Source organism: Piscinibacter sp. HJYY11, assembly GCF_016735515.1.
GTDB lineage: Bacteria > Pseudomonadota > Gammaproteobacteria > Burkholderiales > Burkholderiaceae_C > Rhizobacter.
Genome location: NZ_JAERQZ010000001.1, coordinates 2944996 through 2957928, shown reverse-complemented (window position 1 = coordinate 2957928; position 12933 = coordinate 2944996). Strand labels below are relative to the sequence as shown.

The 12933-nt window shown below is 70.2% G+C and carries 14 protein-coding genes; 8 read left to right on the top strand and 6 right to left on the bottom strand.

The genetic code is table 11. The annotated features are described in order from the left end of the window. Positions 1-39: 39 nt before the first annotated feature. Positions 40-1239 (top strand): NAD(P)/FAD-dependent oxidoreductase, encoded by a 1200-nt coding sequence (locus JI745_RS13705; protein WP_201807645.1) that lies wholly within the window; start codon positions 40-42, stop codon positions 1237-1239. A 6-nt stretch (positions 1240-1245) separates the two neighbouring features. Next, the gene (locus JI745_RS13700) at positions 1246-2001 is read left to right on the top strand and encodes a class II glutamine amidotransferase (protein WP_201807642.1); all 756 of its coding nucleotides are present in this window, start codon (positions 1246-1248) and stop codon (positions 1999-2001) included. Here the strand turns inward: JI745_RS13700 and JI745_RS13695 are convergent. Next, positions 1925-2407 (bottom strand): MerR family transcriptional regulator, encoded by a 483-nt coding sequence (locus JI745_RS13695; protein ID WP_201807639.1) that lies wholly within the window; start codon positions 2405-2407, stop codon positions 1925-1927. The two genes, JI745_RS13700 and JI745_RS13695, sit on opposite strands and share 77 nt — an antisense overlap. Further along, positions 2407-2850 (bottom strand): nuclear transport factor 2 family protein, encoded by a 444-nt coding sequence (locus JI745_RS13690; RefSeq protein WP_201807636.1) that lies wholly within the window; start codon positions 2848-2850, stop codon positions 2407-2409. The genes JI745_RS13695 and JI745_RS13690 overlap by 1 nt, the downstream gene beginning before the upstream one ends. A gap of 110 nt (positions 2851-2960) precedes the next feature. Here JI745_RS13690 and JI745_RS13685 point away from each other — a divergent pair, with 110 nt between their 5' ends. Beyond that, positions 2961-4664 carry a M14 family metallopeptidase gene (locus JI745_RS13685; protein ID WP_201807633.1) on the top strand — a complete coding sequence of 568 codons (1704 nt, stop codon included), beginning with the start codon at positions 2961-2963 and terminating at the stop codon, positions 4662-4664. Here JI745_RS13685 and ypfH read toward each other — a convergent pair. Further along, positions 4661-5374, bottom strand: coding sequence for an esterase (gene ypfH, locus JI745_RS13680; RefSeq protein WP_201807630.1), 714 nt, complete (start codon positions 5372-5374; stop codon positions 4661-4663). The genes JI745_RS13685 and ypfH overlap by 4 nt on opposite strands. 136 nt (positions 5375-5510) lie before the next feature. On the opposite strand from ypfH, the gene JI745_RS13675 reads away from it, so the two are divergent. Both JI745_RS13675 and JI745_RS13670 read left to right on the top strand, forming a co-directional pair. After that, positions 5511-5702, top strand: coding sequence for a hypothetical protein (locus tag JI745_RS13675; RefSeq protein WP_201807618.1), 192 nt, complete (start codon positions 5511-5513; stop codon positions 5700-5702). A 17-nt stretch (positions 5703-5719) separates the two neighbouring features. Then, a complete protein-coding gene (locus tag JI745_RS13670) occupies positions 5720-6649 on the top strand; it encodes a DUF6929 family protein (RefSeq protein ID WP_201807615.1) in 930 nt (309 codons plus the stop codon). A 15-nt stretch (positions 6650-6664) separates the two neighbouring features. Here JI745_RS13670 and JI745_RS13665 read toward each other — a convergent pair whose 3' ends face one another. Continuing rightward, positions 6665-7717, bottom strand: coding sequence for a porin (locus tag JI745_RS13665; protein ID WP_201807613.1), 1053 nt, complete (start codon positions 7715-7717; stop codon positions 6665-6667). A 172-nt stretch (positions 7718-7889) separates the two neighbouring features. Between JI745_RS13665 and JI745_RS13660 the strand changes: the two genes are divergently transcribed. Next, positions 7890-8366 carry a (2Fe-2S)-binding protein gene (locus tag JI745_RS13660; protein ID WP_201807611.1) on the top strand — a complete coding sequence of 159 codons (477 nt, stop codon included), beginning with the start codon at positions 7890-7892 and terminating at the stop codon, positions 8364-8366. Then, positions 8363-10648, top strand: a complete 2286-nt coding sequence (locus JI745_RS13655; RefSeq protein ID WP_201807609.1) for a xanthine dehydrogenase family protein molybdopterin-binding subunit — start codon at positions 8363-8365, stop codon at positions 10646-10648. Before JI745_RS13660 ends, JI745_RS13655 begins: the two co-directional genes overlap by 4 nt. Before the next feature lie 21 nt (positions 10649-10669). Here the strand turns inward: JI745_RS13655 and JI745_RS13650 are convergent, their stop codons facing one another. Next, positions 10670-11437 carry an SDR family NAD(P)-dependent oxidoreductase gene (locus tag JI745_RS13650; protein WP_201807607.1) on the bottom strand — a complete coding sequence of 256 codons (768 nt, stop codon included), beginning with the start codon at positions 11435-11437 and terminating at the stop codon, positions 10670-10672. Between the two features lie 115 nt (positions 11438-11552). Between JI745_RS13650 and JI745_RS13645 the strand changes: the two genes are divergently transcribed. Continuing rightward, positions 11553-12536: a GAF domain-containing protein gene (locus JI745_RS13645; RefSeq protein WP_201807605.1), complete on the top strand. Its 984-nt coding sequence runs from the start codon at positions 11553-11555 to the stop codon at positions 12534-12536. 13 nt (positions 12537-12549) lie between these two features. Here the strand turns inward: JI745_RS13645 and JI745_RS13640 are convergent, their stop codons facing one another. Beyond that, entirely contained in the window at positions 12550-12849 is a 300-nt protein-coding gene (locus tag JI745_RS13640; RefSeq protein WP_201807603.1) for a hypothetical protein, read from the bottom strand. Between the last annotated feature and the right edge of the window lie 84 nt (positions 12850-12933).

Sequence of the window (12933 nt, the reverse complement as noted above, 5' to 3'; positions counted from 1 at the left end):
GTGCGCAGCGCGCAACGGGCGGGCCGCTATGCTTACCGGATGAACCTGACCCTGGCCCAACTTCCATCGCGCTGCGACGTGCTGGTGGTGGGCGCCGGCCCCGCCGGCAGTGCGGCCGCGACAGCCCTCGCGCGCGCCGGCAACGACGTGGTGCTGGTCGACCAGCGCAGCTTCCCGCGCGAGAAGGTGTGCGGCGACGGGCTGATCCCCGATGCCCACGCCGCACTCGCGCGCCTGGGCGTGCTGGAGGAAGTGATGGCGCGTGCGCAACGCGCCACCCACGTGGGCTGCATCGCGCCGCGCGGCGGCCGTGTCGACGTGCCGGGCCGCCTGGCGGTGCTGCCGCGGCGAGAGCTCGACGACATCGTCTGCCGCAACGCCGTGCGGGCCGGCGCGCGCATGTTTGCGCCGGTGCATTTCGACGCGCCGCTCACCGACACCGCCGGGCGTGTCTGCGGCGCGTCGCTCTCGCAGGGCGACGAGACGCGCGAGGTCTACGCCGAGTGGGTGGTGCTCGCCACCGGCGCGGTGCCGCAGGCGCTGCTGGCCGCCGGCCTGTGCGAGCGCCAGGGGCCATCTGCCGTGGCGCTGCGGGGTTATGTGAAGAACGAGGCGCAGGCCGGCCGCATCAAGGCGCTCGAAGTGGTGTGGCACCGCAAGTTGCGCCCGGGCTACGGCTGGATCTTCCCGTGTGGCGAGGGCGTGTTCAACATCGGCGTGGGCGTCTTCGGCCATGCGAAGGAAGACGTGAACCTGAAGCGCCTGTTCGAGGGCTTCTGCGAGTTCTACGCACCGGCCCGCGAGCTGACGGCCGGCGGCGAGCTGCTGGGCCCGCTGAAAGGCGCGCCGCTGCGCTGCACGCTCGACGGTGCGCGCCACAGCCGCCCGGGCCTTCTGGTGACGGGCGAGGCCGCGGGCAGCACCTATGCCTTCACCGGTGAAGGCATCGGCAAGGCGCTCGAGACCGGCCTGCTCGCAGCGGAAGCGCTCCTCTCGAAGCGCTCCGACGCCGAGGTGCGCCTCAGCTACGAGCAGAGCCTGCACACGCTCAAGCCGCGCTTCCAGCTCTACGAGCGCGCCAACCGCGTCAACGCCCACCCGTGGCTCGTCGACCTGCTGATCTGGCGCGCCCGCAAGAGCGAGCGCCTGGTGCGGCGCATGGCCGGCGTGCTCGAAGAGACCAGCAACCCGGCGCAGCTCTTGAGCGCCAAGGGTGTGTTCCGACTGTTCACGGAGTAACCGACGATGTGCCAGCTGTTGGGCATGAACGCGAACACCCCGACCGACCTGATGTTCAGCTTCACCGGCTTCTCGAAGCGGGCCGAGGAGCACAAGGACGGCTTCGGCATCGCCTTCTTCGAAGACGCCGGCGTGCGCCTCTTCGTCGACGCGCAGAGCGCCGAGTCGTCGCCGGTGGCCGAGATGGTGCGGCGCTACCCGATCCACAGTGCCAACGTCATCGCGCACATCCGCAAGGCCACGCAGGGCCGGGTGACGCTGCAGAACACCCACCCCTTCCAGCGCGAGCTGTGGGGCCGCTACTGGGCCTTCGCGCACAACGGCGACCTGAAGGCCTATGCGCCCACGCTGCATGGTGCCTTCCGCCCGGTGGGCGACACCGACAGCGAGCGCGCCTTCTGTTGGCTGATGCAGGAGCTTGCAAAAGCACACGCCGGCGTGCCGACCATCACCGAGCTCACGCACACGCTCTCCGAGCTGGTGCCGCGCATCGCCGCGCACGGCACCTTCAACTTCATGCTGAGCAACGGCCAGGCGCTGTGGGCGCACTGCTCGACGCACCTGCACTACATCGTGCGCCAGCACCCGTTTCGCGCCGCGCGCCTGCAGGACGAGGACATGAGCGTCGACTTCGCCGCCGTCACCACGCCGCACGACCGCGTGGCCGTCGTCGTGACGGAGCCGCTCACCGCGGACGAGACCTGGCAGCCGTTCGCGCCGGGCGAGCTGCGAGTGTTCGTGGACGGCGCGCCGGTGGCGTGACTTCGTAGGGGCCGACCGTCGGCCGTCGGCCGGTCGACAGCCACTCGCCGTAGTAGTCGAGCTTGCGGTCGAGCAGGGCGAGGCCGATCTTCCAGTCTTCGATGGTCGCGAGCACACGCTCGCGGTGCGCCGCGAAGAGCGCATGCCGGTCGGCGATGGTGGCCTTGCCCTGCTTCACGAGCGTGGCGTAGCGCCGCATCTCGCTGATCGTCATGCCGGTCAGGCGCAGGCGCTCCATCAGGTCGAGCCAGGCCACGTGTTCTTCCTGGTAGAGCCGCCGGCCGGCGCTGTCGCGCTGCACGCCCGGCATCAAGCCCTGCGCCTCGTACCACCGGATGGTGTGCACGCTGCGCAGAGTGCGGCGAGACAGCTCGCCGATCTTCAGGGTGCCGGGCTTGCGGGGCATCAGCTGCTCGTCTCGGGAGTGGGCTCGTCGCGGCGGAACCAGGTGTCCCACACGTGGAAGGAGTCGTAGTACTCCTTCAGGTCGACGATCTTGCCGTCGCGCAGCGTGACGAGCATGTGGTACTCGTTGTTGTAGATGCGGCCGTTCTTCAGCTCGCCGCGCGACTCCACTTCCATCGCCACCTGGTCACGTTCGGCGATGGTGTTCTTGACCCACATGCGCAGGCCGCCGTTCAGCCGCGAGTTCATGCGCTCGAAGACTTCGGCGATCTGCGCCTTGTCCTTCGGGCCTGAGCTCGGCAGGCGGTCGGGCTTGCCCATCAGCCGGTAGCAGATGTCGGGCGCGAAGAGGTCGAGTGCGCCTGCGATGTCGTTCGCGTTGAAGCACTCAATGAAGCGGCGGGCGACGCGGGTGTTCTCGGCAGTGAGGGTGGTGGTGCTCATGGTCAGCTCCTGGTGAGGTGAGGGGGAGCTCCGCATTGGGCGATCTAGAGTGCACTCTATGTCAAGGCCCTGCGGCAAGATGGGGGTCTCGTCGCCGCTACCCTCGCGCCATGCCCCAGCCGCCCGCCCAACGCTTCGACACCTTCTACCCCTACGACGCGCTGACGCAGCTGCTGTTTGACTACGCCACCGCCTACCCGGCGCTCGTGCGCATCGACTCCATCGGCAAGAGCCACGAGGGCCGAGACATCTGGGTGGCGACCGTCACCAACCAGCACACCGGCGACGCGGCCGACAAGCCCGGCTTCTGGGTCGACGGCAACATCCACGCGGCCGAGCTCACCGCCAGCACCGCGGTGCTGTACTACCTGCAGCAGCTGGTGCAGGGCTTCGACACCGACCGCGACATCGCGCACCTGCTCGACACGCGCGTGGTCTACCTCTGCCCGCGCCTCAACCCCGACGGCGCGGAGCTCGCGCTGGCCGAGCGGCCGCGACACATCCGCTCGTCCACCCGCCGCTACCCCTTCGAGGAGGAGCCCGTCGACGGCCTGACGATGGAAGACGTCGACGGCGACGGCCGCATCCTCTTCATGCGCCAGCGCGACCCGCACGGCCCCTACAAGAAATGCGCGCAGGACCCGCGGCTGATGGTGCCGCGCGAGCCCGGCGAGTTCGGCGGCGAGTACTACCGGCTGATGCCCGAAGGCTTCGTGAAGAACTACGACGGCCTCACGATCAGGGTCAACAAGGACCTCGAGGGTCTCGACCTCAACCGCAACTTCCCCGCCGGCTGGCGGCAGGAGCACGAGCAGGTGGGCGCCGGCCCCTACCCGACGAGTGAGCCCGAGGTGCGGGCGATGGTGGACTTCATCCTGAAGCACCCCAACATCGGTGCCGGCATCAGCTACCACACGCACAGCGGCGTGATCCTGCGCCCGCCGGGCACGCACGGCGACGACGACATGACGCCGGAAGACCTGTGGTCGTACAAGCGCTTCAGCGCCCTGGGCGAGAAGCTCACCGGCTACCCCGCGGTCAGCATCTGGCACGACTTCAAGTACCACCCGAAGGAAGTCATCACCGGCACGCAGGACTGGGTCTACGAGCACCTGGGCGCGCTCTTCTGGGTGGTGGAGCTGTGGGCGCCGAATCGCGAGGCCGGCATCACCGAGTACAAGTGGATCGACTGGTACCGCGAGCACCCGGTGGAAGACGACTTGAAGCTGCTGAAGTGGAGCGACGAGCAGTGCGGTGGGCTCGCGCACGTCGACTGGAAACCCTTCCTGCACCCGCAGCTCGGCGCGGTCGAGATCGGCGGCTGGGACAAGATGAACTACTGGCGCAACCCGCCGCCGCACCTGCGCGAGCGCGAGGTGGCGCGCTTCCCGAAGTGGATGACGCAGGTCGCGCTCTCGCTGCCCCGGCTCGAAGTGCTGCGCACCGAAGTGCGCGCGCTCGGGCCGGATACCTGGCGCGTGCGCTTTGCCGTTGGCAACAGCGGCTGGCTGCCGGCCTACGTGACCAAGCGCGCGCTCGAGCGCAAGGTGGTGCGCGGCGTGGTGTTCGAGATCCACCTGCCGGCCGGCGACCCGACGGTGTCGCTCGTCAGCGGGCAGGAGCGCATCGACGGCCCGCAGCTCGAAGGCCATGCGCCGCCGAACTCGCTGCAGGCCTTCCTGCCGCACCGCGAGGTGACCGGGGATCGGGCCGTGGGCGAATGGGTGGTGCGGGCACCGAAAGGCACGCGCCTCGCGCTGAGTGCGCAGGCCGACCGCGCGGGCGCGGTGCGCGCCGAGGTGTCGCTGGACTAGTGCCCGAGGTCCCGGCTCGACGCGCTGCCTGAAATCACCGGCGCATCGCTCATCGCCTCGCGCCACACCTTCTTCGGCAGGAAGGTGCGCAGCTGCTCGATGGCCTTGTCCATCAGCGCCGGGTGCAGCTCGTGGCCGATGTGCGGCAGCACGTCGGCGGTCACATCGCCCCCGAGCGCGACCAGTCGCTCGGCCGAGTCGATGGCCGGGCCGGGCGGGATCACACGGTCGGTCATGCCGTGGAAGAGGTGCACCGTGGTGTCGACCGGCGCGTGGGCGGGCGGCGTGGCATGGCGGCCGGCGAAGGCGAGCACGCGGCCGGCGAGTTGCGGCTCGGCCTGCACCGCTTCGAGCGACATCACCGCGCCCTGCGAGAAACCGGCGAGTGCGGTGCGCTCCCAGCCCATGTGGAACTGCTGCTGCACCGCACGCACGACGGCGATGAAACGCGGCAAGGCCGCCGCCACCCGCTCGACGCGCGAGGCTTCGGTCAGCCCCGCCGGCGAGAACCACTGCCAGCCCTGGCCGCCCTCGCCTTCGAAGGGGTCGGGTGCGTTGAGGCAGATCACCGCCGCCTGCGGGTACTCGGCGGCAAGCCGCTGGGCGAGCGGCGTCATCTTCGAGGCGTCCTCCCCCACGCCGTGGAACAGCAGGAACAGCAATTCGGTCGGGCCGCTGGGCGGCAGATGGGCAAGTGCGGACGCGGTCATGCCCCGAGTGTGTATCAAGGCGAAGGCCAGGGTTACCCAGGGGCCGGACCCCCTTCCGGCCGTGAAATGCCCCACGTAGACTACAAACCGTTACAGGCACGCCTCGTGCCCGCTTTCATCCCCCAGAGGAGGCCTCATGAGCGACGCGACCCCAGCCCGCGAGTACCAGGAGTCCCGGATTGAAGACGAACCCATCCTCGGCCCCGTGCTGGCGATGCCCGATGGGCGCATCCAGCCGCTGACCTGGATGGAGCGCCTGATGGTGCGGCTGCACCTCACCAACGCCAAGACGCTGGAAGCCCGCTACTTCAAGCCGGTGGGCGCCTGACCGGTGCCCCGGCCGGGGTGGCTTCGGCCACCCTGCTCGCGCAGACCCTGCGCCCCCTCACCGTCCGGCCGCGGCAGCACCCGCGCGGGCTCGACCATGTGTCGGCCGCGAGCGGGCTCGTCTGCGCGCACGGCCGCGCCTATGTGGTGTGCGACGACGAGCATCACCTCGCCGTGTTCGACGACGCCCAGCGCCCCGGCACCCTGCACCGCCTGCTGCACGGCGACCTGCCGCCCGACGCGGTGGAGCGAAAGCGCCGCAAGGCCGACTTCGAAGCGCTGCTGCTGCTCGAGGGCTACCCCACGCACGGCGCGCAGGCACTGGTCGCGCTCGGCTCGGGCTCCACGCCGCAGCGCGACACCGGCGTGGCCCTCGTGCTCGATGGCCAGGGCCGGCCGACGAAGGACCTGTGCCGCTTCTCGTTGACCGCGCTCTACCAGCCGCTGCGCAGCGCGCTCGGCGAGATCAACATCGAAGGCGCCTTCCTGCAAGGCGACGAGCTGGTGCTGCTGCACCGCGGCGGGCAAGGCGGGGCCGACAACGCGGTGCTGCGCCTGCAGCGGGCGCAACTCGTGGCGGCGATCGGCGGGCGTGGCGGCATCGGGCCGGCGCCGGAGATCACGCACCTTGCGCTGGGGGCGCTCGACGGCGTGCCGCTCGGCTTCACCGACGGTGCGGCCTTGTCGGGCGGCGGCTGGGTCTTCTGCGCCGCGGCCGAAGACACGCAGGACAGCTACGCCGACGGTGCGTGCGCCGGCGGTGCCGTCGGCGTGGTGAACGCGGCCGGCGAGCTCACGGCGCTGCACCGGCTGGCCAGCTTGCACAACACGCACCAGAAGCCCGAAGGCATCGCGGTGCGCGAGCGCCGCGATGGGCTGGACCTGTGCCTCGTCACCGACGCCGACGACCCGGCCCGCGCCGCCGAGCTGCTGCTCGCGCGGCTCTGAAGTGAACTCCGCCGGTCAGAACCGGTGCCGCAGGCCGACGACGAAGGTGTTGCCGTTGGCCGCGCCGGTCAGCTTGTCGTGCATGAAGACGGCGTACACGTCGGTGCGCTTGGACAGCAGGTAGTCGTAGCCGAGCGTGAGCGTCTTGTTCTCGACATCGGCCGTCGGGTACTCGGCCGTGGCCTGACCGTACTGCGCCAGCACCTTGCCGGGCCCGACGGGCGCCGAGGCGCCCAGGCCGAAGTAGTGGGTTTCGGTGTCGGTCGCCGCCTCGGTCTTCACCAGGTTGTACTGCGCGAAGAACTTCACCACCGTCAGGTCGTAGGACGCGCCGACCGTCGCCGATTCCTGGTACTTGAAGCCGGTGGTGATGAGGGCCGGCAGCGTGCCGAAGACGCCGTGCTTCACCCGCTGGTACGCCACGGTCGCGGCGAACGGGCCTCCGAAGTAGATGGCGTTGCCGCCGAAGCTGTGGCCCGTGGTGGTGCTGCTGCCTTCGCCGAGCGCGCCTTGCAGGTTGAGCGACAGGCCACCGAGCTTCGGGCTCGAATAGAGCAGCGAGTTGCTCCAGCCGGTGTCGCCCAGGAAGGGCAGCATGGCCGCCTTGGGCGTGAGCACCTGGCGGATCGACGGCGAATAGCCGAAAGAATCGCCGAAGGCATTGAAGATCAGCGTGGAGACGAAGTACTGGTTGGTGGTGCGGCCGAGCACGGTGGAGCCGAAGTCACCCTCCAGGCCCACGTAGGCCGAGCGGGCCCAGAACACATCACCGCCAAAGCGCCCCGAGGCGCCGGTGTCGGCGCCGAAGAAGCCTTCGATCGCGAACTTGGCCTTGAGCGTGCTGCTCAGCTCTTCCTTGCCTGAGAAGCCGAAGTAGCTCGTGGTCATCTTGCCGCTTTCCACACGCTTGAGCTTGGGCGCACCGGCATCCTGGAACTGGCCCGCCGACACGTCGATCAACCCGTAGAGGTTGACGGACTGGGCACGGGCCGGTGCGTAGGACAGGCACAGTGCGGCGGCAGCAAGCGCGATGGGTTTGGCGAAACTGGACGAGAGCGGGCGTGGCATGGCGAAAGAGCTCCAACGGTTCGGGTTTTGAGGAATTCGGGGTGTCGGAAGACGACAGACAACTTGTATGCAAGCGCCGTACCTGCAACATTTGGTGCCGGCGCATTGTGTGCGGTGATCGGCCCCGCTCGATTCGCTGAGAATGCGCCACCTCGTCGATGAGAAGACTGCGATGGACTTGAGCGTCAACGGCCAGAGCCGCACTTTGCCCGAGGCCGAGGTGCCCGCCGACATGCCCCTGCTGTGGGTGCTGCGCGACGTGCTGCACCTCACCGGCACCAAGTTTGGGTGCGGCGTGGCGGCCTGCGGTGCGTGCACGGTCCATGTGGACGGCCAGGCCGTGCGCTCCTGCGTGACGCCGGTCGGCACCGTGCAGGGCAAGCCGGTGCGCACCATCGAAGCCCTGGGCACCGCGGCACAACCGCACCCCTTGCAGAAGGCCTGGCTCGACCACCAGGTGCCGCAGTGCGGCTATTGCCAGAGCGGCATGCTGATGGCCGCGGCCGACCTGCTGGCGAAGAACCGCAACCCGTCCGACGCCGACATCGACGCGGCCATCACCAACATCTGCCGCTGCGGCACCTACCCGCGCATCCGCGAGGCCATCAAGTCGGCCGCGAAGTCACTGCGCGGCGGAGCGTCGGCATGAAGCGCCGCAGCCTCTTGCTGCTGGGCGCAGGCGCCACTGGCGCGCTGGTCGTCGGCTGGGGGCTGATGCCGCCGCGCAGCCGCCTGGGCAGCGCGCCGCGGCCGCCGGCCGAGAGCGGCCCGGTGCAGCTCAACGGCTGGCTCAAGATCGCGCCCGACGGCCACGTGATCCTCGCGATGAACCGCAGCGAGATGGGCCAGGGGGTGCACACCGCGCTCGCGATGCTGGTGGCCGAGGAGCTCGACATTTCGCTCGGCAAGGTCGAGCTTCAGCAGGCCGGCCCCCACAAGATCTACGGCAACGTGGCGATGTTCGTCGGCAGCCTGCCGCTGCACCCCAGCGACAGCGAGCCCGGGCGCGAGACCGGCGGCGTGAAGACCGGCCGCTGGATCGTCAGCAAGGTCGCGCGCGAGCTGGGCATCAGCGTCACCGGCGGCTCCTCCAGCGTGGCCGACGCCTGGGACGTGCTGCGCCTGGCCGCGGCCACCGCCCGTGCCCAGCTGCTGGGAGCGGCCTCGCTGTACTGGAAGCTGCCGCGCGAGGAGCTGCAGATCGCCGATGGCGTGATCAGCCACGCCGCCGCCAAGCAGAGCGCGCATTTCGGCCAGTTCGCGAAAGAAGCGGCCGCCACCCCGGTGAGCACGGTGCTGCCGAAGGACCCGAAGGCCTGGCGCCTCATCGGCACGCGCGCACCGCGCACCGACCTCGCCGACAAGGTCAACGGCAGCGCACGCTTCGGCATCGACGTGCGCGAGCCCGGCCAGCTCTTCGCCTCGGTGCGGCATTGCCCCATCCTCGGCGGCAGCCCGGGCCGCGTCGACGTCGAGGCGGCGATGAAGCTGCCGGGCGTCGAGCGGGTGGTGCGCCTCAATTCCTTTGCCGGCTCCACCGCCGCGGTGGCGGTGGTGGGCCGCAGCACCTGGCATGCGAAGCAGGGGGCGCAGGCGCTCGACATCGAATGGCGCGCCCCGCCCGCTGGCACCGCCGACACGGCCCGCATCGCCGCGTCGCTCGAAGCCGCAGCCCGCGAAGCCGCCGCGCAGCAGGGCGGGTTTGCCTTCCACCAGCGGGGCGACGTGAAAGCGGCGAGCGAAGCCGCCACGCGCCGCCTCGAGGCGGTGTACCACGCGCCCTACCTCGCGCATGCTGCGCTGGAGCCCATGAACTGCACCGCGCGCGTGAAGGACGGCCGCGTCGACATCTGGGCGCCCACGCAGGTGCCCGACATGGCGCGTGCGGTGGCCGCGCGGGTGGCCGGTGTCGACGTGCGCCAGGTCGTGCTGCACCTCACCTACCTCGGCGGCGGCTTCGGCCGCCGGCTGGAGGTCGACGTGGTGGGCCAGGCGGTGCGCATCGCGATGGAAACCAACGGCCGCCCGGTGCAGCTCACCTGGACGCGCGAGGAAGACACCACGCACGACTTCTATCGCCCCGCCGGGGCCGCGGTGATGCAGGCGAGCCTCGACGACAAGGGCGGGGTGAGCGGCCTGGCCATCACGAGCGCCGGTGACCTGATCACGCCGCGCTGGATCGAGCGGGGCCTGCCGGCGCTCGCCGGCCCCATCGACGCGCCCGACAAGACCGCGAGCGAAGGCCTCTTCGACCTGCCCTATGCGATCGCCAACCAGCGCATCGCGCACGTGGCCACAAAGAGCGGCGTGCCGATCGGCTTCTGGCGCTCGGTGGGCCACTCCCACAACGCCTTCTTCTCCGAGAGCTTCATCGACGAGCTCGCGCACGAGCTGAAGCGGGACCCGGTAGCCTTCCGCCTCTCGCTGCTCGGCGACATGCCGCGCCATGCGGCGGTGCTCAAGCTCGCGGCCGACAAGGCCGGCTGGGGCAAGCCGCTGCCGGCGGGGCGTGCGCGCGGCGTGGCGCTGCACGAAAGCTTCGGCAGCATCGTGGCCGAAGTGGCCGAGGTGTCGCTCGTCGAGGGCAAGCCGCGCGTGCACCGCGTGGTGTGCGCCGCCGACGTCGGCACCGTGGTCAACCCGGGCATCGTGGCGCAGCAGATGGAAAGCTCGGTGATCTACGGCCTGAGCGCGGCGCTCCACGGCCGCATCGACATCAAGGGCGGCGTGGTCCAGCAGACCAACTTCCCCAACCTGCCGGTGCTCAAGATGGCCGATGCGCCGCCGGTGATCGAGACGCACCTGGTGCAGAGCGCCAACCCGCCCGGCGGCGTGGGCGAGCCCGGCACACCGCCGATCGCGCCGGCGGTGGCCAACGCGCTCTTCGTGCTCACGGGCCAGCGCGCCCGTTCGCTTCCCCTGGTGGGCTGACGCACACCGGCGGGTGTCGAATCAGGCCTTGGTGATCCGCAGGCCGGCATCCACCAGCAGCAGCTCGCCCGTCGTCTTCGCCGCACTCGCCCCGAGGTACCACGCGGTCTCGGCCACGTCGTCCGGCGAGATCACCTGCTCCAGCGCCGCGCGGCCCTTGTACCAGGCGACACCGGCCTCGTACTTCTCGGCGCCCAGGCCCTCCTGCAGCCAGGGTGTCTCCACCAGCCCCGGCGCGATCGCGTTGACGCGGATGTGCGGCGCGAGCGCGCGCGCCAGGCCCACCGTCATCGCGTTGAGCGCACCCTTCGAGGCCATGTAGGCGAGCGAGGAGCCGCGGCCCATGATCGAGGCCACCGACGACAGGTTCACGATGCCGGCCACCGGGTGCCGGCGCATCAGCGGCGCGAAGGCACGCACCATCTGGTAGGCCCCGATCACGTTCACGCTGTAGATCTTGTGGAAGTCGTCGGCCTCCAGGCCGTCGAGGTCCTTCAGGTCGACGAACTTGGTGGTGCCGGCGTTGTTGACCAGCACGTCGGCGCGGCCGAAGCGCGCCTCGGTCTCGGCGGCGAGGCGGCGGCAGTCGGCGTCCTGCGAGACGTCGGCCTTGACCACCAGCACCTCGGCGCCCAGGGCCTGGCACGCGTCGGCCACGGCCTGCGCCGGCGCGGGGTCGCGCGAATAGTTGACCACCACGTTCCAGCCCCGGCTCGCATACAGGCGGGCGGTGGCGGCCCCGATGCCCGACGACGACCCGGTGACGACGGCAACTTTTTTCTGGCTCATGGCAGGGCTTGTGCAAGTGTGGCGAAGCGGTCATCGTAGCGATGGGCTGATCCCCCAGCTGTCCCCTGCAGCACATCGGCAGGCTGGCTCGAAACCTGCTGGAACGAGGCACCTCATGAAGTCTTCCGTGCCGCACATGAACACCTTGATCAAGGCCGTCGAAACCTGGTTGCCCACGCCCGACGGCAGCCTGCTCGAATTTGGCGGTGGCCTGTACGGCCGGGCGACCGCTTTTGGTGCGATCAGCCGCAGCCTGTGCTTCGGGCGCGGCGAGGGCCTGCCGGGCCGCGCGTGGTTCGACGGGCAGCCCATCGTGCTGAAGGAGCTGGACGGCTCCTACTTCCGCCGTGCCGAGGTGGCGCGCGAGGCGGGCTTCACCTGCGCGATCGGCCTGCCGCTGTTCCATGGCGATGCGCTGTCCGGCGTGGTGGTGCTCTTCTGCGGCCCCAACCGTGACGAGGATGGCCACGGCACCCACGTGGGCGGAGACGGCTCGGTCGAGCTGTGGCGCCACAACGCGCGCGTCTCGTCCGACATGACGCTGGTCGACGGCTACTTCGGCGGCCGCATCTCCGACAACTTCGCCGCCGTCAGCCGTGACACCTACCTGCCGCGTGGCGCCGGCCTGCCGGGCATCGCGTGGCAGAAGGGCGCGGCGGTACTCATCGACGACCTGGGCCAGACGGGCAAGTTCGTGCGGGCCGACAGCGCCGCCGAGGCCGGCATCAACCGCGGCCTCGCCATCCCCTGCAGCACGCCCAGCGACGACACCTACGTGCTCACGCTGCTGTCGACGGTGGAGACGCCGATCGCGCTGCGCGTGGAATGCTGGGCGCCCGACGAAGGGCACCTGGGCTTGCAACGGGTGTTCGGCTTCTGCGAAAGTGCCGGCCCCTTGCGGGCCTCGGAGGGCGGCACGGTGCTCGCCGGCTCGATCGGCAAGGCCTTTGCGAGCGGCGTGCCGGTGATCAACGAGCGCGCCGAGACCGAGCCGGGCATGGTGGGCGATGCGGCGCGCGACGCTGGCCTCACGGCGCTGGTGGCCGTGCCCGTGATGACGAACGACGGCGTGGGCGAGGTGATCGCCCTCTACTTCTGACTCAGGTTCCCGGTCAGCCCAGGAGGTTCAGCGACGCCAGCAGCCCGAGGCCGATGGCGATCGCGAGGCCGCGGGCCTGGCGCACGAGCATCGGCGTCGACACCGGGTGGCGTTCCTGGCGCAGGCCCAGCACGCCCATCACGAACGCGCCCGAGGCGGCGGCCACGAAGAGCGTCGAGATGCCGAAGCCTGCCCAGCCGGCCGCATCACGCTGCGCCATCAAGGCGACGACCTGGCCGAGAAACAACCCCAGCAGCAGGGCCATCGGTTGCGGGTGACGGGTGACGGTGTGGGTCAGGGCAGAGCGCTTCATGGTGAGCGGCATCGTGGCATGCACACCGCGCCGCAGGCGCATCAAAACGTGACGGTTCTCCCCGTGGAGCGTGGCATTCGACAC

What these genes read in the sequence shown, in the direction of transcription:
- JI745_RS13705 (WP_201807645.1), top strand. Translation starts at nt 40, where the DNA reads ATGAACCTGACCCTGGCCCAACTTCCATCGCGCTGCGACGTGCTGGTG.
- JI745_RS13650 (WP_201807607.1), bottom strand. Translation starts at nt 11,437, where the DNA reads ATGAGCCAGAAAAAAGTTGCCGTCGTCACCGGGTCGTCGTCGGGCATC.
- JI745_RS13660 (WP_201807611.1), top strand. Translation starts at nt 7,890, where the DNA reads ATGGACTTGAGCGTCAACGGCCAGAGCCGCACTTTGCCCGAGGCCGAG.
- JI745_RS13685 (WP_201807633.1), top strand. Translation starts at nt 2,961, where the DNA reads ATGCCCCAGCCGCCCGCCCAACGCTTCGACACCTTCTACCCCTACGAC.
- JI745_RS13645 (WP_201807605.1), top strand. Translation starts at nt 11,553, where the DNA reads ATGAAGTCTTCCGTGCCGCACATGAACACCTTGATCAAGGCCGTCGAA.
- ypfH (WP_201807630.1), bottom strand. Translation starts at nt 5,374, where the DNA reads ATGACCGCGTCCGCACTTGCCCATCTGCCGCCCAGCGGCCCGACCGAA.
- JI745_RS13700 (WP_201807642.1), top strand. Translation starts at nt 1,246, where the DNA reads ATGTGCCAGCTGTTGGGCATGAACGCGAACACCCCGACCGACCTGATG.
- JI745_RS13695 (WP_201807639.1), bottom strand. Translation starts at nt 2,407, where the DNA reads ATGCCCCGCAAGCCCGGCACCCTGAAGATCGGCGAGCTGTCTCGCCGC.
- JI745_RS13665 (WP_201807613.1), bottom strand. Translation starts at nt 7,717, where the DNA reads ATGCCACGCCCGCTCTCGTCCAGTTTCGCCAAACCCATCGCGCTTGCT.
- JI745_RS13655 (WP_201807609.1), top strand. Translation starts at nt 8,363, where the DNA reads ATGAAGCGCCGCAGCCTCTTGCTGCTGGGCGCAGGCGCCACTGGCGCG.
- JI745_RS13675 (WP_201807618.1), top strand. Translation starts at nt 5,511, where the DNA reads ATGAGCGACGCGACCCCAGCCCGCGAGTACCAGGAGTCCCGGATTGAA.
- JI745_RS13640 (WP_201807603.1), bottom strand. Translation starts at nt 12,849, where the DNA reads ATGAAGCGCTCTGCCCTGACCCACACCGTCACCCGTCACCCGCAACCG.
- JI745_RS13690 (WP_201807636.1), bottom strand. Translation starts at nt 2,850, where the DNA reads ATGAGCACCACCACCCTCACTGCCGAGAACACCCGCGTCGCCCGCCGC.